This window comes from Pseudomonas sp. K8 (assembly GCF_014889455.1).
GTDB lineage: Bacteria > Pseudomonadota > Gammaproteobacteria > Pseudomonadales > Pseudomonadaceae > Aquipseudomonas > Aquipseudomonas veronii.
The window spans coordinates 25546-45270 of sequence record NZ_VJWO01000004.1; the positions used below are offsets into that span (position 1 = coordinate 25546).

The window sequence follows — 19725 nt, forward strand, 5'->3', positions numbered from 1 at the left end:
TCCCACACTTGGAATGCAGTTCCAGTGTGGGAGGGAGCTTGCTCCCGATGGCGTCAACACGATCTCAAGCCGTCGCAGCAGCAGCCGGCACCGCCACCTCCACCGCCACCAGCCCGTCTTTCATCCGATTGGCATCCCGCACAAAACTGCGCGACGCCTGAAACAGAAACAGCATGGTCAAGAACAGCGCCACCGGAATCAGGTACATGGCGTCATGCAACCCCACCGCTTTATAGGCCTCGGTCATCTGCTCCGCCCCGGCGGCATACATCGCCGAATGGGCAAAGTGATCGGACAAGCCCCCCACCACCACTGGCCCCATGCCGCCGCCCAGCAAGTACAGGCCGGCAAAGAACAGCGCCATCGCCGTGGCCCGCAGGCGCGGCTCGACCACGTCCTGGATCGCCGTGTACACACAGGTGTAGAAGTTGTAGGCAAACAACCAACCCACACTGAACAGCGCGACAAACACACCGATCTCGATACGCCCGGCGTGCAAGGCCCAGGCGGTGGTGACGGTGGAAATGATCAGGCTGAACGCGGCAAACAACAGGCGGCCATTGGCAACCCGTTGATGGATCTTGTCGGCAACCCAGCCGCCCAACGTCAGGCCGACCAGCCCGGTCAACCCGACGATCACCCCGGTGGCAACCGCCGCGTCCTGCAACGGCATCAGGAAATAGCGCTGCAGCATCGGCACCAGGAACGAGTTACACGCATAAGTCGCGAAGTTGAAGCACAGCCCGGCCAGCACCAACCAGAGAAAGGTCGGCACCGCCAGCACGCGGCGGATCGGGCGGTCGACGCGTTCCTGGGAGACTTGCACGGTTTCTGCCGCGCCGCGCTTGGGTTCTTTGATAAAGAACATGAAGACCGCGAGGATCAGCCCCGGCACGGCCGCGATAAAGAACGGCGCGCGCCAGCTGTCGAACGCTTTGACCATCGCGCCAATGGTAAAGAACGCCAGCAACAGGCCCAACGGCAGACCCAGCATGAAAATGCCCATGGCCCGCGCACGGCGGTGGGCCGGGAACAGGTCGCCAATCAGCGAGTTGGCCGCCGGCGCGTAGCTGGCTTCGCCGATGCCGATGCCCATACGCACCAACAGGAACGTCCAGAAACTGCCGACCATGCCGTTGATCGCCGTCAACCCGCTCCACGCGAACAGGCCCCACCCCATGAGTTTGCTGCGCGAACCGGTATCGGCCAGGCGCCCGAGCGGCAGGCCGGCAATGGCGTAGACGATGGTGAAGGCGGTGCCGATGATGCCCAGCTGAAAGTCGCTCAGGTGCCATTCCATGCGGATCGGCTCGATGATGATCGCCGGAATGGTGCGGTCGAAAAAGTTGAACAGGTTGGCGAGGAACAGCAGGAACAGAATGCGCCAGGCATTCGCCGCTTGGGTCGAGTTCTGCATGGGTCCGTCTCTTTTATTGTTATGAGAGCTGCGATGCCCGATGCATCCTGCTCAGGTATCTGCAACATAGTCAGGCCGGCGACGCTTGTCTGTAATGATTCGTAACGCTGATAGGGCATGATTTCACCCGAAACTACGGGACTTTCCCTACGAAAAATATAAGTGTGCCCTGCTCTTCCCAACGGCCATGGCGCGATTAGAATGGCGAGCCTTCCTGTCGCAACCCTTCTTACTTTCCTTATCGAAGACGCCCATGTCCGAAGCCAGTCCGTGTCTGAATTGCGGTGCCTGCTGTTCACACTTCCGTGTGTCTTTCTTCTGGGGTGAGTGCGCCTCGTCGGGGGGCACGGTGCCCGATGACCTGGTGGTGCAGATCAACCCCACACGCGTGGCGATGATCGGGACCGACCAGAAACCCGCGCGCTGCTGCAGCCTTGAGGGCGAAGTGGGCAAAGGCACTCATTGCACGATCTATGAGCAACGCTCCAGCGTGTGCCGCGAGTTCGACTCCTCCTGGAGCCAAGGTGTGCAAAACACCGATTGCGATGCCGCGCGCGCAGCATTTGGTCTGGCGCCGCTGGAGCCACCGCCTTTCGAGCTGGACCTGCCCATCAGCGCTTAGCCGCCAACAGGGCCGTGATGTCGGTCCGGGTGAGCTGCCCGCCAGCGCGATCATGAACATTTCCGCTGCCCGTAGCGGCGCCCACTTGCCTGCCAGAGCAATTCGCTGACGCCGAATCTTTGGCATTTCGCCATCATTTATCTAAAGAATGCCGGTAAACGGCCGATTCATCAGAGTCGGGCCGGGATTTCCCCTTGAAACGCTAGGGTTAAACCTATCGCCCCGGACCCGAACGCACTGTAAAGTCGCGAACTCCCACTCAGTGATGGCTTTTTAACATTTCACAGCCATCCGCCCAGGTACATGGCGCACAATGACTTCTAAAAATAACTCTGCCACCGTGGTCTCCGATGTGTTGCCGACAGCTCCTGCGGAAAAACCTTCAGGTTCGAAGTCATTGAGCAGCCCCCGTCCACTGGCGACCCAGCAATACCTGTACTTCACCGAGACCAATACCGACCGCATCCTCGACAACCTCGACGGCCTGCGCGACATGGTGTTCCCGCGCCTGCCCCATCAGGAAGTCGATGGCGAGCCGCACAGCGAACAGGAATTCCCCTCGGTGTGCCTGATCGGCCTGGGCCGCTGCGGTTCGAACATTGCGCTGGACGTGGCCGAGCTGGTCTATAACGCACGCAAGTTCTACCTGAACGAATTCAGTACCGAAGACAAGTCGACAGACAAGGGCTACAGCCCCGCCCAATGGATTCGCAACAACCTGCGCCTGGGCGTCGGCAAGGCCAGCAAACCGGTGTTCCTGGTGGAGCCGCTGGTGATGCTGGGCGACTTGGACAAAGACATCGCCGGGCGCATCCGATTCTCGCGCAAGGGCGAAAAAAGCGGCTTCCTGCGCGATTACAGCAAGATGAAAATCATGGACCTCTCGGAAGTCCATGCCGGTGGCGCCGGTAACGCGCCGATCCTCGGCCAGTACCTGGCCAAGATCATCCTCAATAAAGACACCCAGCGTTTTTCCAGCCCCGACTGGAAGATGATCCATTCGTACCTGATCGACTCCTGCGGCATCAAGGCCAACCAGTCGCGCCTGTATTTCTCGATCTTCAGCGCCGGCGGCGGCACCGGCTCGGGCATGGCGTCGGAATTCGGCCTGGCCCAGCAGCATTCATACATGAACAAGACGTTCGACACCAAGCCGGCCGACGAGCACGACAGCAAAAGCGGCCATGCCTTCGTCTTCGAACCGATCTTCACCAGCGGCATCTGCGTGCTGCCGAACATCTCCGACCACCGCAGCGAAATGTCCGAGGCGCTGCACATCAACGCCGGGCGGCTGCTCTGCAAGTATCTGTCGGAAGAATGGGATTTCTCGTACAACTTCGCCAATGAAGACAGCAGCGAAGCCAGCGTCAAGGGCCGTATCCGCCCGTGGAACGCGATGATGCTGATCTCCAACGACATCATGCGTTACGCCGAAGAGAGCGATGACGGCAATATCCAGAACATTGATGTCAATGCCATGGAAAAGCACGCCAACCAGTATATTTCGCAGCAAATCTTCAACATTCTTACCGCCCAGGCGGTCACCACCGACTACGACCAAAACTACTTCCGTCGCGCCGGTATCGACATCGGCGAAACCATCCGCCTGGATGCCAACGACCTGTTCATGAGCCTGGCCGGCCCGGTGGCGATTGCCTACGCCGAATCGGTGGTCCCGGAAACCCCGGCGCCGTCGGGTGACAAGTTCAAGGTGTTCGACAAAGAGCCGCAGCGCCTGAACATCGACGACCTGTTCTTCCGCTCCATCGACCTGCCGCACTTCAACAAAGTCACCCAGGCCATCGAAGGCATCAGCCTGCTGCCGATCGAGTCCAAGCGCTACAAGGCTTCCCTGGAGCAGTACAAGAACTCCGGCTATGACGCGGCGGCGCTGCACGACCTGCACTTCTTCAAGAACTGCTCGTCGGTGGTGTCGATCGTGTCGCTGCCCAAGGACTACAAACTGTCCTACATGGACCTGAACCGCCTCAAGACCCACCTCAACAGCCTGTTCCCCAACACCACGCTCAAGCGCTACGCCCTGGTGATCGGCGCGTCGGCCAACCTGTCGCTGACCACCCTGATCGCCAAGAGCCCGTGCCTGTCGGATGATTTCCTGACGCTGATCGTGGCGTTCATCAAACGCTGCTTTGCGCGCAACCCGTACCGTTTCGACGACACGCTGGACAACTCGATCCTGGACTTCATCATCCACGAGGATTTCGACGAAGAGCGTATCGACGAACTGCTCAATGAGTTTGAAAACCCAGCGAAGATCCTCGACACCAACTGGTACGCGATCAAGCCGATGTATGAGAAGAAGTACCGTGAGTTGATCAATGACAAAGATAAGTTTGTCTCGATCAATGACATTCGCCTGTCACGGGATTGCGTGAAGAAGGCGATCAAGTACTTGCGTGAGATTTACCGTCATCGGATCGGCAAGACGAAGATTATTTCGTTGAACAACCATACCGGCAAAACCGCCTAGTTGTCTGTGGCGAGGGAGCACGCTCCCTCGCCACAGCGATCTGCTAACACCAAGAAACAATTCCCCGGGCATTTCGCCGTCGGCAAAACTGTTCCCGTGACGCGCACGTCACCCTCAGCTGTGACCTTTCTCCACGGCAAGATGCCATCACCGCATCAGCGGTTACTCCGCTACACACTTGCAGCGGCGCAAACTGCGCACCATTTTCGTGCAGGCTTTTCTTACGCTGCCCTTTCCTGGATCAGAATCCACGGCGAAACCACCACCGCCCACAGGCTCGGATCACGCTCCAGCAGGTCCAATGCCCGCGTCGCAGACACTTCGCCCAGGCTCCCCGAGGCCAGCCAGGCAGCGACTTTATCGCGCTGATCCTCGGCCATGCCTTCGGCCGCCTCGATCAAATCCAGGCCGGCGTCGACCCACAATAGGGCACCCTTGGCAAAGAACGGTTCGAGCTCCTTCCAGGAGATTTCGGCGGTTTCACCGAGCAGCTTGGCATAGAGGGTGCTAGGTTCTTGCGTCATGGGGATTCACCTTGGGAAAAAATCGGCGCAATCATAACGTCGTGTCTCTCGTAGAAAAACCCAGTTGCAAATGAGTGAGCGATTGAAAGCGTCAGGAAAGCCACGGATTGTCCGCCACTGCGGCAGCGTCCCGGCGCAATTCTGTCTTTTTCTTTCATTTAAGCGACACGCCCGGGTATTGCCCCCAGCAGCCAGCTTTTCAAGCGATCAACCGGCGCTCTACACTGTACCGGTACAGTTGCCAGGGCACTGCCGGGGGGATATTCAAGATATCTGATCCGGTTCTGCAGCTCACAAGGCCGCTAGAACTATAAAAAAGACAACAGTAAGAGTGGAGCACTATGAATAAGGCTACTAAGCAGATTTCCAAACTGTTTGCCGCTATGGTCCTGGCCGGGGTTGCCAGCCATTCGTTCGCAGCCGATACCATCAAGATCGGCATCGCCGGGCCTAAAACCGGCCCTGTCACACAATATGGCGACATGCAGTTCATGGGTGCCAAGCAAGCGATCGCCGACATCAACGCCAAAGGCGGCGTCGATGGCAAAATGCTCGAAGCCAAGGAATACGACGACGCCTGCGATCCCAAGCAAGCCGTGGCCGTCGCCAACAAAGTGGTCAACGACGGCGTCAAGTTCGTGGTCGGTCACCTCTGCTCCAGCTCCACTCAGCCCGCGTCCGACATTTATGAAGACGAAGGCGTGATCATGATTACCCCGGCAGCCACCAGCCCGGAAATCACCGCCCGTGGCTACAAGCTGATCTTCCGCACCATCGGCCTGGACAGCGCCCAGGGCCCAGCGGCCGGCAACTACATCGCCGACCACGTGAAACCGAAGATCGTTGCCGTGCTGCACGACAAGCAGCAATACGGTGAAGGCATCGCCACTGCCGTTAAACAGACCCTCGAGAAGAAAGGCACCAAGGTTGCCGTTTTCGAAGGCCTGAACGCCGGTGACAAGGACTTCTCCTCGATCATCCAGAAACTCAAGCAAGCCAACGTCGACTTCGTCTACTACGGCGGCTACCACCCTGAGCTGGGCCTGATCCTGCGCCAAGCCAAGGAAAAAGGCCTGAACGCCAAGTTCATGGGCCCAGAAGGCGTCGGCAACGACTCCATCTCGCAAATCGCTCAGGGCGCTTCCGAAGGCCTGCTGGTGACCCTGCCGAAATCCTTCGACACCGACCCGGCCAACAAAGCCATCGTTGAAGAGTTCGCCAAGAACAAGCAGGACCCAACCGGTCCGTTCGTGTTCCCGGCCTACTCGGCCATTGAAGTCATCGCCGGTGGTATCAAAGCCGCGAAAAGCGAAGACACCGCCAAAGTGGCCGAAGCTATCCACGCGGGCACCTTCAAGACCCCTACCGGCGATCTGAGCTTCGACGCCAAGGGCGACCTGAAGGACTTCAAGTTCGTGGTCTACGAGTGGCACTTCGGCAAACCGAAAACCGAAGTTTCCCCTCAGTAAGCCAGGCGTTACTGGTCAACAAGCCCACTGTGAGAGCAGTGGGCTTTGTTTTACGAGGTTTATGGGCCTGTCACCCGCGATCCGGGCGCTGGCTCACCTGAAAATCTTAAAACCGTCACCAGCGGTTCGCTGGCAAACGCTTTGCGCAAATGTGCTCACAGAACACAGCGCAGGGCCGGAACATGACTCCACCAGTGAAATGCGTATCGGGTTTTTAGGAGCGTTGTAATGCCTGAGATCTATCATTTTTTCCAACAGCTGGTTAATGGCCTGACCATTGGCAGCACCTATGCCTTGATAGCCATTGGCTACACAATGGTTTACGGCATCATTGGAATGATCAACTTCGCCCATGGCGAGGTCTACATGATTGGTTCCTACGTGGCCTTCATTGCCCTTGCCGGGCTGGCCATGATGGGGATCCACTCCCTGCCGTTGTTGATGACCGCCGCGTTCCTGGCGTCGATCGTCGTAACCAGTGCCTATGGCTACAGTATCGAACGGGTTGCCTATCGTCCCTTGCGTGGCAGCAACCGTTTGATCCCGCTGATTTCCGCCATCGGCATGTCGATTTTCCTGCAGAACACCGTATTGCTGTCCCAGGACTCCAAGGACAAGTCCATTCCCAACCTGATCCCGGGGAGCTTCTCCTTCGGCCCGGGCGGCGCACAAGAAGTGCTGATTTCGTACATGCAGATCCTGGTCTTCGTCGTCACCCTGGTGGCCATGCTGGGCCTGACCCTGTTCATTTCCCGCTCCCGTCTGGGGCGCGCCTGCCGGGCCTGCGCCGAAGACATCAAGATGGCCAACCTGCTGGGCATCAACACCAACAACATCATCGCCCTGACCTTCGTCATCGGTGCCGCACTGGCGGCCGTCGCCGCCGTGTTGCTGAGCATGCAGTACGGCGTGATCAACCCCAACGCCGGTTTCCTGGTCGGCCTCAAGGCCTTTACCGCAGCGGTATTGGGCGGCATCGGCAGCATTCCGGGCGCGATGCTCGGCGGGCTGGTGCTGGGTGTGGCCGAAGCGTTTGGCGCCGATATCTTCGGCGACCAGTACAAGGACGTCGTGGCGTTCGGCCTTTTGGTTCTGGTGCTGTTGTTCCGTCCGACCGGCATCCTGGGCCGTCCGGAGGTTGAGAAAGTATGAGCAGATATCTTAAATCGGCGTTTTTCAGCGCCCTGTTGGTTTGGGCCGTGGCGTTCCCGGTACTCGGCCTCAAGCTGAGCATTGTCGGCATCAACCTGGAAGTGCATGGCACCGGTCCCGTGACCCTGACCATCATCGCCCTGTGTTCGGTGCTGATGTTCCTGCGCGTGCTGTTCACCCGGCAGGTCGGCGCGTTGTTCAAGGGCAACCGTGGCCCGCTGGTATCGCCCAAGGTCAGCCAATTCCTGACCCTGCCGCGCACCCAGCGCTACATCATCATCGGCCTGATCGTGGCCGCGCTGATCTGGCCGTTCTTCGGTTCGCGCGGTGCGGTCGACATCGCCACCCTGATCCTGATCTACGTGTTGCTGGGCCTGGGCCTGAACATCGTGGTCGGTCTGGCCGGCCTGCTCGACCTGGGTTATGTGGGTTTCTACGCCGTGGGCGCCTACACCTATGCGCTGCTCTCGCACTACCTGGGCTGGAGCTTCTGGATCTGCCTGCCCCTGGCCGGCATGGCGGCGGCGACGTTCGGCTTCCTGCTGGGCTTCCCGGTGCTGCGTCTGCGCGGTGACTACCTGGCCATCGTGACCCTGGGCTTCGGGGAAATCATCCGACTGTTCCTGCGTAACCTGACCGACATCACCGGTGGCCCCAACGGCATCAGCAGCATTCCCAAGCCGACGTTCTTCGGGCTGTCGTTCGAGCGCTCCGCGGCCGAAGGCATGCAGACCTTCCACGAGTACTTCGGGATTGCCTACAACCCGGTGAGCAAAGTGGTGTTCCTGTACCTGGTGGCGCTGTTGCTGGCCCTGGCCGCACTGTTCGTGATCAACCGCCTGCTGCGCATGCCGATCGGCCGTGCGTGGGAAGCGCTGCGCGAAGATGAAATCGCCTGCCGGGCCCTGGGCCTGAACCCGACCATCATCAAGCTGTCTGCGTTCACCCTGGGCGCCGCGTTCGCCGGTTTTGCCGGCAGCTTCTTCGCCGCTCGCCAAGGCCTGGTGACGCCGGAGTCGTTCACCTTTATCGAGTCGGCGATCATCCTCGCCATCGTGGTACTGGGTGGCATGGGCTCGCAGTTGGGCGTGATTCTCGCGGCGATCGTGATGATCCTGCTGCCGGAAATGATGCGTGAGTTCAGCGAATACCGCATGTTGATGTTCGGCGCCATGATGGTGCTGATGATGATCTGGCGTCCTCAAGGCCTGCTGCCCATGCAACGTCCACACATGGAGCTGCGCAAATGAGCCGCGAGATCCTGAAAGTCGAAAACTTGAGCATGCGCTTCGGCGGCTTGCTGGCGGTCAATGGCGTGGCCCTGACCGTGAAGGAAAAACAAGTGGTTGCGCTGATCGGCCCCAACGGCGCCGGCAAGACCACGGTGTTCAACTGCCTCACCGGTTTCTACAAGCCCAGCGGTGGCAGCATCCTGCTCGACGGCCAGCCGATCCAGGGCCTGGCCGGTCACGAGATCGCCCGCAAGGGCGTGGTGCGGACCTTCCAGAACGTGCGGTTGTTCAAGGACATGACGGCGGTCGAGAACCTGCTGATCGCTCAGCACCGTCACTTGAACACCAACTTCTTCGCTGGTTTGTTCAAGACCCCGGCGTTCCGCAAGAGCGAGAGCGAGGCCATGGAATACGCGGAGTATTGGCTGGACAAGGTCAACCTCACCGAGTTCGCCAACCGCCCCGCCGGCACCCTGGCCTATGGGCAGCAACGTCGCCTGGAAATCGCCCGCTGCATGATGACCCGCCCGCGGATCCTGATGCTCGACGAACCGGCCGCCGGTTTGAACCCCAAGGAAACCGAAGACCTCAAGGCGCTGATCGGCGTGTTGCGTGAGGAAAACAACGCCACCGTGCTGTTGATCGAACACGACATGAAACTGGTCATGAGCATTTCCGACCACATCGTGGTGATCAACCAGGGCACGCCCCTGGCCGACGGTACGCCGGAGCAGATCCGCGACAATCCTGAAGTGATCAAAGCCTATCTGGGGGAAGCGTAAAATGCTGCAATTCGAAAACGTTTCCACTTTCTACGGAAAGATCCAGGCCCTGCACAGCGTCAACGTCGAAGTGCGCCAGGGTGAGATCGTCACGCTGATCGGCGCCAACGGTGCCGGCAAGTCGACCTTGCTGATGACCTTGTGCGGTTCGCCGCAGGCCCACAGCGGCAGCATCCGCTACATGGGTGAAGAGCTGGTGGGCCAGCAGTCGTCGCACATCATGCGCAAAAGCATTGCCGTGGTGCCGGAAGGCCGACGGGTGTTTTCGCGCCTGACTGTCGAAGAGAACCTGGCCATGGGCGGGTTCTTCACCGACAAGGGCGACTACCAGGAGCAAATGGACAAGGTGCTGCACCTGTTCCCCAGGCTCAAGGAACGCTTCAGCCAGCGCGGCGGCACCATGTCCGGCGGCGAGCAGCAAATGCTCGCCATCGGTCGCGCGCTGATGAGCAAGCCCAAGCTGTTGCTGCTCGACGAACCTTCCCTGGGCCTGGCGCCGATCATCATCCAGCAGATCTTCGACATCATCGAACAGCTGCGCAAGGACGGTGTGACGGTGTTCCTGGTCGAACAGAACGCCAACCAGGCGCTGAAAATCGCCGACCGTGCCTATGTGCTGGAAAACGGCCGGGTGGTGATGCAGGGCACGGGTGAGCAGTTGCTGACCGATCCGAAGGTGCGTGAGGCGTACCTCGGCGGTTAACACCCGGTTGCTAAATGTGGGAGGGGGCTTGCCCCCGATGGCGCCATGTCAGGCACAGAATATGTGACTGATATACCGTCATCGGGGCAAGCCCCCTCCCACATTTGTTTCGGGTGATCGCTGAAATTTTTTTCAAACGGCTTGTAACGAATTCCAGCGTCCAGCCTCTAGTGGTACAAGCAGGCAATCATGCCCGCCGACTCATCCCACTGCTGGAGATACACCATGACCGTTAAACACCGTTCGCTGTCCGCTGCTTCCCTCGTCCTCGCCCTGAGTTCCGCCCTGAGCCTGTCCGCCTTGAGCACCAGCGCCCACGCGGCCGACGACATGCAGAAATGCTTCGGCGTCGCCGAAGCCGGCAAGAACGATTGCGCCGCCGGCGCTGGCACTTCCTGCGCCGGCACCTCCAAAACCAAGGATCAGGCCAACGCCTGGAAACTGGTCCCGGCCGGCACCTGCACCCAAACCCCAAGCACCACCTCGTCGACTGGCTTCGGCCAGGAAGCGGCCTTTACCGCCAAGTCCTGAAGCAGCCCGCAGCCTGAGTACTGATGATGACGCTTTCGTTCCTGCAAACGCCCTCAGCGGCTCAGGTGCCCGGCCTCCCCCTGCGGGCCGGGCTGGGGCTGAAAAACGAGCACTTCACCGAAGTGCTCGACACCTGCCCCGATATCGGTTTTTTTGAAGTGCATGCCGAAAACTACATGGTGGCCGGCGGCCCGTTTCATCACTACCTGGGTTTGATTCGCGCGCAGTACCCGCTGTCGCTGCACGGCGTGGGCCTGTCCATCGGCGGCGAAAACCCGCTGAACCGTGAGCACCTGGCACGGCTGGCAACACTGATCGAGCGCTATCAACCCCAGGCCTTTTCCGAGCACCTGGCCTGGTCGACCCACGGCCCGGTGTTTCTCAACGACTTGCTGCCCCTGGCCTACGATGTCGCCGCCCTCAATCGAGTGTGCGAACACGTTGATCAGGTTCAGAGCACCCTCAAGCGGCCAATGCTGCTGGAGAACCCATCGACCTACCTGCAGTTCCAGCGCTCGACCCTCGACGAAACGGACTTCATCGGCGAAATCATCCGCCGCACCGGTTGCGGCCTGCTGCTGGACGTGAATAACGTCTATGTGTCGTGCATCAATCATCAGCGCGATCCGTTGACCTACATCGACGCGCTGCCCTTGCACGCCGTGGCTGAGATTCATCTGGCAGGCTTTGCCGAAGACACCGACAGCCTGGGTGAGCGCCTGCTGATCGACGATCACGGCGCGCCCATCGATAACGCTGTCTGGCAGTTGTACGAACATGTGCTCGCGCGTACCGGCCCGGTGGCCACGCTGATCGAAAGGGATAACCAGGTACCGGCCTTCAGCGTGCTGCTGGCCGAGGCACAGCAGGCCGAACGGCACTTGTCGCGGGGCCGCCCATGAGCCTTCTCGAAGACTTTGCCGCCGCCCTGCTGGCGCCGGACCAAGCCTGCCCGGCCGGCCTGTTCAGCAGCAACGGCGCCGACCCGGCCAGCCGTTTTGCGGTGTATCGCAACAATGTCCACGGCTCGTTGATCAACGCGCTGGCGACCGCTTACCCGGTGACGTTGCAACTGGTGGGCGATGAGTTTTTCCGCGCCATGGCCGGCTGCTACGTACAGGCATGCCCGCCCGGCAGCCCATTGATCAGCGAATACGGCGCGACATTTTCCGGTTTTATCCAGGGCTTTGAACCGGCCGCGAGCGTGCCTTACCTGGCGGATGTAGCACGCCTGGAACGCTTGCGGGTCCGTGCCTATCACGCGGCGGATGCCCTCGCGCTGGAACCGCAGGCTGTTCTGCAGCAACTGCAAACGCACACCGAGCTGGGCACATTGCACCTGCAACTGCACCCATCCCTGGCCACGCTGGACTCGCGCTACGCCGTCGTCGCGGTGTGGGCGGCGCACCAGACCGAGGGCGCGATTGCCACGTTGAATCCCTGGCATGCCCAGGGCACCCTCGTGTTGCGCCGGGGCATGGAGGTCAGGGTGTTCGCCATCGACAGCGGCTCGGTGGCGTTTATCGACAGCCTGAACCAGGGCGCGGTGCTGGAGAAGGCGCTCGCGCACGCACTCGAGGCCTCAGCCGAGTTCGACCTGCACCAATGCCTGGCGCTGCTGATCAACCAAGCCGCCATCACTCATCTGTCTCTGGAACACAAGGTATCGCCATGAACCCTCGATCAACGTGCCTGATCAACCGGGCCATCCAGCTTTTCGAAAAAATTCCCTACAGCTTGATCGCCTTTCTCGCACGTTTCTCCATCGCGGCGGTGTTCTGGAAGTCCGGGCAAACCAAAGTCGAAGGCTTTGCCATCGACTTGATCAGCGGCACCTTCCAACTGGGCGAGCCGCGCCTCGCCGCCTCGACGCTGCCGCTGTTTCGCAGCGAATACAAGCTGCCCTGGCTGTCGCCGGAAGTGGCCGCGCACATGGCGGCATTTGCCGAACACTTCTTCCCGGTGCTGATCCTGCTGGGCTTGGCCACACGCTTCTCGGCCCTGGCGTTGATCGGCATGACCCTGACCATTCAACTGTTCGTGTACCCCGATGCCTACCCGACCCACGGCACCTGGCTGGCCGTCCTACTGCTGTTAGTGGCCAAAGGCCCGGGGCGCCTCTCCGTCGACCACCTGATCGCCCGCCGCTATCGCTAGAGTCGGTCGAGGGCTTCGCCGCTGCGCTTGAACCAGTCCACCAGGTAGTCGGCCAACACTTGGGTGCGTCGCGGCAAGCCGCCCTGATAGGGATGCACCAGGTACATCGGCAGGCTCCGCGTCTGATAATCCCGCAGCAGCCAGCGCAATCGGCCGTCAGCCAGTTCCGCCGGTAAAACGTAGGAAGGCAGCCGCGCAATACCGGCGCCCACCAGAGCGGCCTTTTTCAACAGGTTGTAGTGATTGGAGGCGAAGGTCCCGCTCACCCGCACGCGCAGCAGCTCGTGCTGCTGGTGGTACAGCCACTCTTCGCGGCCGCTGTAGTGGCTGTTCAGCAGGCAGGTGTGGGACGCCAGATCGGCTGGGGTCAGCGGTTCGCCGTGCTGCTCCAGGTAGGCCGGGCTGGCACAGGTCATCTCGTGCCAGGCCAACAGCGGCTTGGCCACCAGGCGCTGATTTTCGATGGCGCCCGAGCGTACCCCCAGGTCGAAGCCATCCCGCGCCAGGTCGCGGTAGCTGTTGTTCAGCTCCAGTTCGATCTGCACCTGCGGGTAGTGCTCGGAAAACTCCAGCAACAAGCCGTCGAAGAAGGTTTCGCCCAACGACACCGGAACCGTCATACGCACCGGCCCGGCCAAGTCGTCCTTGAGCCGCGCCAGCGCCTGACGTGCCCGTTCGACCTGCGCCACCAACGCCTGCGCCTGGGGCAACAACGCAGCGCCGGCAGCGGTCAGGCTGAGCTTGCGCGTGGTGCGATGCAGCAACACCACCGAGTACCCGGCCTCCAGCTGGCTGATGCGCTTGGACAGTTGCCCTTTGCTGCAACCCAGTTGCTCAGCCGCCACGGTGAAACTGCCGGCCTCGATCAATACGGCAAACGCCGCCAGGTCATCCATCTCGCTCATGGATTGTTTCCATTTGAAAACCAAAGGTTGCCTATTAGCGCGTTTATCCACTTGAAAAGCCACACTAGACTGAACCCTCACTTACCCACTGGAGAAACAGCACGATGAAAATCCTATTGATTGGTGCCAGCGGCACCGTGGGCTCGGCGGTCAAGGCGGAACTGGCGCAGCGTCACGAGGTGATCAGCATTGGTCGCAGCAGCGGCGACTTCCAGGTGGATATCAGCGACAGCGCCTCGATCCGTCGGTTGTTCGAGCAGACCGGCCGGTTCGATGCCTTGGTCTGCGCCGCAGGCAGTGTGAATTTCGTCGCGCTGGGTGAGATGAGCGAAACCGATTTCGAACTGGGCCTGCGCGACAAACTGATGGGCCAGGTCAACCTGCTGCTGATCGGCCGCGAGTACGCCAACGACGGCGCCTCGTTCACCTTTACCAGCGGCATCCTCAACCGCGACCCGATTCGCACCGGCGCCTCGGCGGCACTGGTCAATGGCGCACTGGATGCATTTGTGAAAGCCGCCGCAATCGAATTGCCACGGGGCCTGCGCGTCAATTCCGTAAGCCCGACAGTGCTGCTGGAAGCCATGGGCAGCTATGCACCGTACTTTCGCGGGTACAAACCGGCTGCGGGCGCCGATGTGGCACTGGCCTACGCGAAAAGCGTCGAGGGCTTGCAGACCGGCCAAACCTTTATCGTAGGTTGAACGCCAAAGCTGTAAGAAATGCCTGAAGCTGGCGCGTGGGCTTGTGATGCACCGCCAGCCTGCGTAACGTGGCGGCACTTGTCAGGAGACCCGATAATGCGTGCCGCCCGTACCTTCATGCTGTTTGCCTTGCTCCCCTTGTTCACCGCCTGCCAGTTGTTCGAAAGCGAGCCGGCCAAACCGTCCACCGCCGGGCTGACCCGCATGCAGGGCGAGCTCACGGCAGTCGCCGGCAAGCTGTTGTTCCAACCGTGCCACGACCAGCGCAATTACGTGGTCAAGGACACCGGCGGCACCAGCATCCTGCAGGAAGCCGCGTCCCTGGCCGGCCAGCAAGGCGCACTGTTTGCCGACCTGCGCGGCAAGTTCTCCGGCGTCGCTGCCGGCACCCAGGGCGAAGTGGAGCTGCAACAGCTGTACCGCGTCGAGCGCTCGACCTCGGCCTGCGATGATCCCGACTTCAAGCGCATGATCCTGCGTGCCAACGGCCACAAGCCGGCCTGGGCGCTGAACGTCACCGCCAAGGGCATGGTGCTGGAGCGCGAAGGCCAGCCGCCGCTGCCGGTTCCCTATGTCGAGGAACAACTGGGTGACGGTCGTTTCAACCTGATGACCGAAGCCAATAACCAGCACATCGAACTGTGGGTGGCCCCCCAGCGCTGTGTCGACAGTGCCAGCGGCAGCTTGCAACACATGACCGCCGAGTTGCGGGTCAACGGTCAAGTCCAGCGTGGCTGCGCGGCTTTCGGCGGTTCGCGCGACGATTGATGCGGGCCCGCGCTGTTTTAACATGACGGGAACCTGCCGTTGGGGCTTATAATCGCCGGTTTGCAAAACTGCCGGCCCCACCAAACGCCGCACACCGGATCCTGTCATGTTACGAATCACCGAACTCAAGCTGCCCATCGACCATCCCGAAGAAGACCTGCGGCCCGCCATCGTGCAGCGCCTGGGCATCGCCAGTGATGACCTGCTCGATTTCACCCTGTTCAAGCGCAGCTACGACGCCCGCAAGAAATCGTCGGAGCTGTGCTTCATCTACACCGTCGACCTGAACGTGAAGGGTGAAGCCGCCCTGCTGCTCAAGTTTGCCGACGACCGCAACATCAACCCGGCGCCGGATGTCAGCTACAAGGTGGTGGGCCAGGCGCCCGCGGATCTGGTTGAACGTCCGATCGTCGTCGGTTTTGGCCCGTGCGGGATTTTCGCCGGGCTGCTGCTGGCGCAGATGGGCTTCAAGCCGATCATCCTCGAGCGCGGCAAGGAAGTGCGCCAGCGCACCAAGGACACCTGGGGCCTGTGGCGCAAAAGCGTGCTCAACCCGGAGTCCAACGTGCAGTTCGGTGAGGGCGGCGCCGGGACCTTTTCCGATGGCAAGCTCTACAGCCAGATCAAAGACCCGAAATTCCACGGGCGCAAAGTGCTGCACGAGTTCGTCAAGGCCGGCGCGCCGGAAGAAATCCTCTACGTCAGCAAGCCGCACATCGGTACGTTCCGCCTGACCGGCGTGGTGGAAAACATGCGCGAGCAAATCATCGCCCTGGGCGGTGAAGTGCGCTTCGAGCAACGGGTGACCGACGTATTGATCGAAGACGGTCAACTGAACGGCGTGGTCATCGACGGCGGCGAGCAGATCCTCTCCAAGCACGTGATCCTCGCCCTCGGCCACAGCGCCCGCGACACCTTCCGCATGCTCCACGGCCGTGGCGTGTACATGGAAGCCAAGCCGTTTTCCGTGGGTTTCCGTATCGAACACCCACAGTCGCTGATCGACGCCGCGCGCCTGGGCAAATACGCCGGGCACCCGAAACTCGGCGCGGCCGACTACAAACTGGTACACCACGCCAAGAATGGCCGTTCGGTCTACAGCTTCTGCATGTGCCCCGGTGGCACCGTGGTGGCCGCGACGTCCGAGCCGCATCGCGTGGTGACCAACGGCATGAGCCAGTACTCGCGCAACGAGCGCAACGCCAACTCCGGCATCGTCGTCGGCATCACGCCTGAGGTCGATTACCCGGGCGGTCCGCTGGCCGGCATCGAGCTGCAGGAGCGCCTGGAATCCCACGCCTACATCCTCGGCGGCAGCAATTACGAAGCCCCGGCGCAACTGGTCGGCGATTTCATCGCCGGCAAGCCGTCCACGGCCATCGGCAGCGTGGAACCGTCCTACAAACCTGGGGTGTCCATGGGCGATCTGGCCCTGGCACTGCCGGACTTCGCCATCGAAGCGATCCGTGAAGCCTTGCCGGCGTTCGAGAAGCAGATCAAGGGCTACTCGTTGCACGATGCCGTCTTGACCGGGATCGAGACACGCACCTCATCGCCGTTGCGGATTACCCGTAACGAATCGATGCAGAGCCTGAACGTCAAAGGCCTGTTCCCGGCCGGCGAAGGCGCGGGTTATGCCGGTGGGATTCTGTCCGCAGGCGTCGACGGCATTCGGATTGCCGAGGCGTTGGCGCGGGATATGTTGGGTATCGAGGCCTGAAAACAGCGTCGTCCAAAGGTGGGAGCGCGGCCGCTCCCACATTGGTTTTTGTAGCGTGTCAGATATTCGCGCGCAGGATGTCGTCGGGCAGTGGCTCACCGCGCTCGACGCTGGCCGCCACCGCGGCTATCAAGCCCTGCAGTTCATACCCCTGCCCCGCCAGCCACGCCTGATCGTAATAGGTGGTGGCATATCGCTCGCCCCCGTCACACAAGATCGCCACGATCGACCCCGACTCCCCCGCCGCTGTCATCTGCTGCGCCGCCATCAGGGCACCGATCAGGTTGGTCCCGCTCGACCCGCCGACCCGCCGACCCAACCGCTCGGCCAGGTAATGCATGGCCGCCAGCGACAGCGCGTCCGGCACCTTGACCATCGCATCGATGACCTTGGGCAAAAACGACGCTTCGACCCGCGGTCGACCAATGCCTTCAATCCGCGAGCCGCACTCCAGGCGCAAGCCGGCATCGCCGCTCAGGTAGTAGTCAAAGAACACCGAGCGCTCGGCGTCGGCACACAACACGCGGGTGCAATGCTGGCGATAACGCACATAGCGTCCCAGGGTCGCGGTGGTACCGCCCGTGCCGGGGCTGGAAATCAGCCAGCTCGGCTCCGGATGACGCTCGAAGCGCATCTGCTGGAAGATCGACTCGGCGATATTGTTGTTCGCCCGCCAGTCGGTGGCGCGTTCGGCGTAGGTGAACTGGTCCATGAAGTGACCACCGCTTTCCTGCGCCAGGCGTTCGGATTCGGCGTAGATCTGCGTCGGATCTTGTACCAGATGGCTCTTGCCGCCGTAGAAGCCGATCTGGGCGATCTTTTCCTGGGAGGTGGTGGCCGGCATCACGGCGATAAACGGCAGGCCGAGCAAGCGTGCGAAGTAGGCTTCGGAGATCGCCGTCGAACCGCTGGAGGCTTCGATCACCGGCGCTCCCGGCTTCAGCCAGCCATTGCACAGCGCGTACAGGAACAGCGAGCGCGCCAGCCGGTGTTTGAGGCTGCCGGTGGGGTGGCTGGACTCATCCTTGAAGTACAACTCGATACCCGGCAAGCCGGGTAGCGCCAAAGGGATCAGGTGGGTGTCGGCGCTGCGCTGGAAGTCTGCTTCAATGATACGAATGGCTTCGCGGGCCCAGGGACGGTGGTCGCTCATGAGAGGATCTCTAAGGATTTCAGCCTGAATCTTAGGATGTTTCCTACGCCACACACAGATACAGTAACGACTCAATCGGACACACAATTGCTAGGCTCCGCCCCAACTCCGACCGCGCTCCTTTCTTATAACAAATAAGAATATAACTTTTGTTTTAACAACTAACGGTACGGGTTAGGGTACGCATCTATTGAATCTGGATTGGAGAGCACCCCTTGGCTCTGCGTAGCACGTTCACCCGTTTCTTCCAGTTGGAAGCCGCCAGCGGTCTATTGTTGATCGCCGCAGCCGCGTTGGCGCTGATCGTCAACAACTCACCGTTGTCGCACCTCTACAGCGCGTTCCTCGACGTGCCCGTGGTGGCGCAGATTGGCGCGCTGAAGATCGCCAAGCCCGCGTTGCTGTGGATCAACGACGGCCTGATGGCCCTGTTCTTCCTGCTGATCGGCCTGGAGGTCAAGCGCGAGCTGCTCGACGGCCACCTGTCCAAGCCTTCGCAAGTCGTCCTGCCAGGCGCCGCGGCGATCGGCGGCATGGTCGTGCCGGCATTGATCTACTGGGCAATCAACAAGGATTACCCGGCGGCGCTTTCCGGCTGGGCGATCCCCATGGCCACCGATATCGCCTTCGCATTGGGCGTCCTGGCGCTGCTCGGCAAGCGCGTGCCGGTGTCGCTGAAACTGTTCCTGATGACCCTTGCCATCATCGATGACCTGGGCGCGATCATCGTGATCGCCGTGTTCTATTCCAGCGACCTGTCCGGCGCCGCCCTGGCGGGCGCGGGCGCCTGCTTGATCGCCTTGATTGCCATGAACCGCCTGGGCGTGATCAAGCTCGGGCCGTACCTGATCATCGGCCTGATCCTGTGGGTCTGCGTACTGAAAAGTGGCGTGCATGCCACCTTGGCCGGCGTAACGCTGGCGTTCTGCATCCCGATGCGTACCAAAAACGCCGAAACCTCGCCGCTGTTGACGCTCGAACATGCCCTGCATCCATGGGTGGCCTATGGCATCCTGCCGCTGTTCGCGTTCGCCAACGCCGGCGTGTCCCTGAGCGGGGTCAGCCTCGAGAGCTTCACCCACCACGTACCGCTGGGCATCGCCCTCGGCCTGCTGATCGGCAAGACCATCGGCGTGTTCGGCCTGACCTGGCTCGCCATCAAGACCGGCCTCGCCGCGCTGCCCAGCGGCGCCAGTTGGGGCCAGGTGTTCGGCGTGGCGATCCTGTGCGGCATCGGCTTCACCATGAGCCTGTTTGTCGGCTCTCTGGCGTTCGTGCCGGGCGCCAGCGAATTTGCCGGGGAAGATCGAATGGGGATTCTGACCGGGTCGATACTCGCGGCGTGTATCGGTTATGCAGTGACGGCGATGGCGAGTCGCAAGAAAGCCTGACTCG

At 61.1% G+C, this 19725-nt stretch carries 19 protein-coding genes; 15 read left to right on the forward strand and 4 right to left on the reverse strand.

Annotation, left to right across the window (positions count from 1 at the left end):
• Positions 1 to 64: 64 nt before the first annotated feature.
• Complete coding sequence (locus tag INT12_RS04240) at positions 65 to 1417, reverse strand: spinster family MFS transporter (RefSeq protein ID WP_193039418.1); 1353 nt, start codon at positions 1415 to 1417, stop codon at positions 65 to 67.
• Positions 1418 to 1670: 253 nt separating this feature from the next.
• On the opposite strand from INT12_RS04240, the gene INT12_RS04245 reads away from it, so the two are divergent.
• Together INT12_RS04245 and INT12_RS04250 are read left to right on the forward strand one after the other, a co-directional pair.
• Positions 1671 to 2039: a YkgJ family cysteine cluster protein gene (locus INT12_RS04245; protein ID WP_046490246.1), complete on the forward strand. Its 369-nt coding sequence runs from the start codon at positions 1671 to 1673 to the stop codon at positions 2037 to 2039.
• Between the two features lie 313 nt (positions 2040 to 2352).
• Positions 2353 to 4530 carry a hypothetical protein gene (locus INT12_RS04250; protein WP_193039417.1) on the forward strand — a complete coding sequence of 726 codons (2178 nt, stop codon included), beginning with the start codon at positions 2353 to 2355 and terminating at the stop codon, positions 4528 to 4530.
• Between the two features lie 221 nt (positions 4531 to 4751).
• Here the strand turns inward: INT12_RS04250 and INT12_RS04255 are convergent, their stop codons facing one another.
• Positions 4752 to 5054: a DUF2288 domain-containing protein gene (locus INT12_RS04255; RefSeq protein WP_017844802.1), complete on the reverse strand. Its 303-nt coding sequence runs from the start codon at positions 5052 to 5054 to the stop codon at positions 4752 to 4754.
• A gap of 341 nt (positions 5055 to 5395) precedes the next feature.
• Between INT12_RS04255 and INT12_RS04260 the strand changes: the two genes are divergently transcribed.
• The 9 genes from INT12_RS04260 to INT12_RS04300 all read left to right on the forward strand — a co-directional run bounded on the left by INT12_RS04260 (position 5396) and on the right by INT12_RS04300 (position 13080).
• Entirely contained in the window at positions 5396 to 6523 is a 1128-nt protein-coding gene (locus tag INT12_RS04260; RefSeq protein WP_017844801.1) for a branched-chain amino acid ABC transporter substrate-binding protein, read from the forward strand.
• Positions 6524 to 6751: 228 nt separating this feature from the next.
• Positions 6752 to 7675, forward strand: a complete 924-nt coding sequence (gene livH, locus INT12_RS04265) for a high-affinity branched-chain amino acid ABC transporter permease LivH (RefSeq protein WP_003231100.1) — start codon at positions 6752 to 6754, stop codon at positions 7673 to 7675.
• A complete protein-coding gene (locus tag INT12_RS04270; protein ID WP_017844800.1) occupies positions 7672 to 8925 on the forward strand; it encodes a high-affinity branched-chain amino acid ABC transporter permease LivM in 1254 nt (417 codons plus the stop codon). Before livH ends, INT12_RS04270 begins: the two co-directional genes overlap by 4 nt.
• On the forward strand, positions 8922 to 9689 hold the full coding sequence (gene livG / locus INT12_RS04275; protein WP_017844799.1) for a high-affinity branched-chain amino acid ABC transporter ATP-binding protein LivG: 768 nt from the start codon (positions 8922 to 8924) through the stop codon (positions 9687 to 9689). Before INT12_RS04270 ends, livG begins: the two co-directional genes overlap by 4 nt.
• Position 9690: 1 nt before the next feature.
• Positions 9691 to 10392 carry an ABC transporter ATP-binding protein gene (locus tag INT12_RS04280; RefSeq protein WP_017844798.1) on the forward strand — a complete coding sequence of 234 codons (702 nt, stop codon included), beginning with the start codon at positions 9691 to 9693 and terminating at the stop codon, positions 10390 to 10392.
• A 225-nt stretch (positions 10393 to 10617) separates the two neighbouring features.
• Entirely contained in the window at positions 10618 to 10923 is a 306-nt protein-coding gene (locus tag INT12_RS04285; RefSeq protein ID WP_017844797.1) for a DUF2282 domain-containing protein, read from the forward strand.
• 23 nt (positions 10924 to 10946) lie between these two features.
• Positions 10947 to 11825, forward strand: coding sequence for a DUF692 domain-containing protein (locus INT12_RS04290; protein WP_193039416.1), 879 nt, complete (start codon positions 10947 to 10949; stop codon positions 11823 to 11825).
• The gene (locus INT12_RS04295; protein WP_193039415.1) at positions 11822 to 12598 is read left to right on the forward strand and encodes a DUF2063 domain-containing protein; all 777 of its coding nucleotides are present in this window, start codon (positions 11822 to 11824) and stop codon (positions 12596 to 12598) included. The genes INT12_RS04290 and INT12_RS04295 overlap by 4 nt, the downstream gene beginning before the upstream one ends.
• A complete protein-coding gene (locus tag INT12_RS04300; RefSeq protein ID WP_046384439.1) occupies positions 12595 to 13080 on the forward strand; it encodes a DoxX family protein in 486 nt (161 codons plus the stop codon). The genes INT12_RS04295 and INT12_RS04300 overlap by 4 nt, the downstream gene beginning before the upstream one ends.
• Here the strand turns inward: INT12_RS04300 and INT12_RS04305 are convergent.
• Positions 13077 to 13985 carry a LysR family transcriptional regulator gene (locus INT12_RS04305; RefSeq protein WP_017844793.1) on the reverse strand — a complete coding sequence of 303 codons (909 nt, stop codon included), beginning with the start codon at positions 13983 to 13985 and terminating at the stop codon, positions 13077 to 13079. The genes INT12_RS04300 and INT12_RS04305 overlap by 4 nt on opposite strands.
• Before the next feature lie 104 nt (positions 13986 to 14089).
• Here INT12_RS04305 and INT12_RS04310 point away from each other — a divergent pair, with 104 nt between their 5' ends.
• From INT12_RS04310 to INT12_RS04320, 3 genes are all read left to right on the forward strand, one after another.
• A complete protein-coding gene (locus tag INT12_RS04310) occupies positions 14090 to 14689 on the forward strand; it encodes a short chain dehydrogenase (protein WP_017844792.1) in 600 nt (199 codons plus the stop codon).
• 96 nt (positions 14690 to 14785) lie between these two features.
• A complete protein-coding gene (locus INT12_RS04315; protein ID WP_193039414.1) occupies positions 14786 to 15457 on the forward strand; it encodes a COG3650 family protein in 672 nt (223 codons plus the stop codon).
• A gap of 106 nt (positions 15458 to 15563) precedes the next feature.
• Complete coding sequence (locus INT12_RS04320; RefSeq protein ID WP_017844790.1) at positions 15564 to 17177, forward strand: NAD(P)/FAD-dependent oxidoreductase; 1614 nt, start codon at positions 15564 to 15566, stop codon at positions 17175 to 17177.
• A gap of 58 nt (positions 17178 to 17235) precedes the next feature.
• Here INT12_RS04320 and INT12_RS04325 read toward each other — a convergent pair whose 3' ends face one another.
• Positions 17236 to 18330 carry a PLP-dependent cysteine synthase family protein gene (locus tag INT12_RS04325; RefSeq protein WP_169883707.1) on the reverse strand — a complete coding sequence of 365 codons (1095 nt, stop codon included), beginning with the start codon at positions 18328 to 18330 and terminating at the stop codon, positions 17236 to 17238.
• Positions 18331 to 18545: 215 nt separating this feature from the next.
• On the opposite strand from INT12_RS04325, the gene nhaA reads away from it, so the two are divergent.
• Positions 18546 to 19721 (forward strand): Na+/H+ antiporter NhaA, encoded by a 1176-nt coding sequence (nhaA, locus tag INT12_RS04330; RefSeq protein ID WP_017844788.1) that lies wholly within the window; start codon positions 18546 to 18548, stop codon positions 19719 to 19721.
• Positions 19722 to 19725: the final 4 nt, after the last annotated feature.

Coding starts and splice junctions, on each gene's coding strand:
- INT12_RS04240 (WP_193039418.1), bottom strand. CDS start 1,417: ATGCAGAACTCGACCCAAGCGGCGAATGCCTGGCGCATTCTGTTCCTG.
- INT12_RS04245 (WP_046490246.1), top strand. CDS start 1,671: ATGTCCGAAGCCAGTCCGTGTCTGAATTGCGGTGCCTGCTGTTCACAC.
- INT12_RS04250 (WP_193039417.1), top strand. CDS start 2,353: ATGACTTCTAAAAATAACTCTGCCACCGTGGTCTCCGATGTGTTGCCG.
- INT12_RS04255 (WP_017844802.1), bottom strand. CDS start 5,054: ATGACGCAAGAACCTAGCACCCTCTATGCCAAGCTGCTCGGTGAAACC.
- INT12_RS04260 (WP_017844801.1), top strand. CDS start 5,396: ATGAATAAGGCTACTAAGCAGATTTCCAAACTGTTTGCCGCTATGGTC.
- livH (WP_003231100.1), top strand. CDS start 6,752: ATGCCTGAGATCTATCATTTTTTCCAACAGCTGGTTAATGGCCTGACC.
- INT12_RS04270 (WP_017844800.1), top strand. CDS start 7,672: ATGAGCAGATATCTTAAATCGGCGTTTTTCAGCGCCCTGTTGGTTTGG.
- livG (WP_017844799.1), top strand. CDS start 8,922: ATGAGCCGCGAGATCCTGAAAGTCGAAAACTTGAGCATGCGCTTCGGC.
- INT12_RS04280 (WP_017844798.1), top strand. CDS start 9,691: ATGCTGCAATTCGAAAACGTTTCCACTTTCTACGGAAAGATCCAGGCC.
- INT12_RS04285 (WP_017844797.1), top strand. CDS start 10,618: ATGACCGTTAAACACCGTTCGCTGTCCGCTGCTTCCCTCGTCCTCGCC.
- INT12_RS04290 (WP_193039416.1), top strand. CDS start 10,947: ATGATGACGCTTTCGTTCCTGCAAACGCCCTCAGCGGCTCAGGTGCCC.
- INT12_RS04295 (WP_193039415.1), top strand. CDS start 11,822: ATGAGCCTTCTCGAAGACTTTGCCGCCGCCCTGCTGGCGCCGGACCAA.
- INT12_RS04300 (WP_046384439.1), top strand. CDS start 12,595: ATGAACCCTCGATCAACGTGCCTGATCAACCGGGCCATCCAGCTTTTC.
- INT12_RS04305 (WP_017844793.1), bottom strand. CDS start 13,985: ATGAGCGAGATGGATGACCTGGCGGCGTTTGCCGTATTGATCGAGGCC.
- INT12_RS04310 (WP_017844792.1), top strand. CDS start 14,090: ATGAAAATCCTATTGATTGGTGCCAGCGGCACCGTGGGCTCGGCGGTC.
- INT12_RS04315 (WP_193039414.1), top strand. CDS start 14,786: ATGCGTGCCGCCCGTACCTTCATGCTGTTTGCCTTGCTCCCCTTGTTC.
- INT12_RS04320 (WP_017844790.1), top strand. CDS start 15,564: ATGTTACGAATCACCGAACTCAAGCTGCCCATCGACCATCCCGAAGAA.
- INT12_RS04325 (WP_169883707.1), bottom strand. CDS start 18,330: ATGAGCGACCACCGTCCCTGGGCCCGCGAAGCCATTCGTATCATTGAA.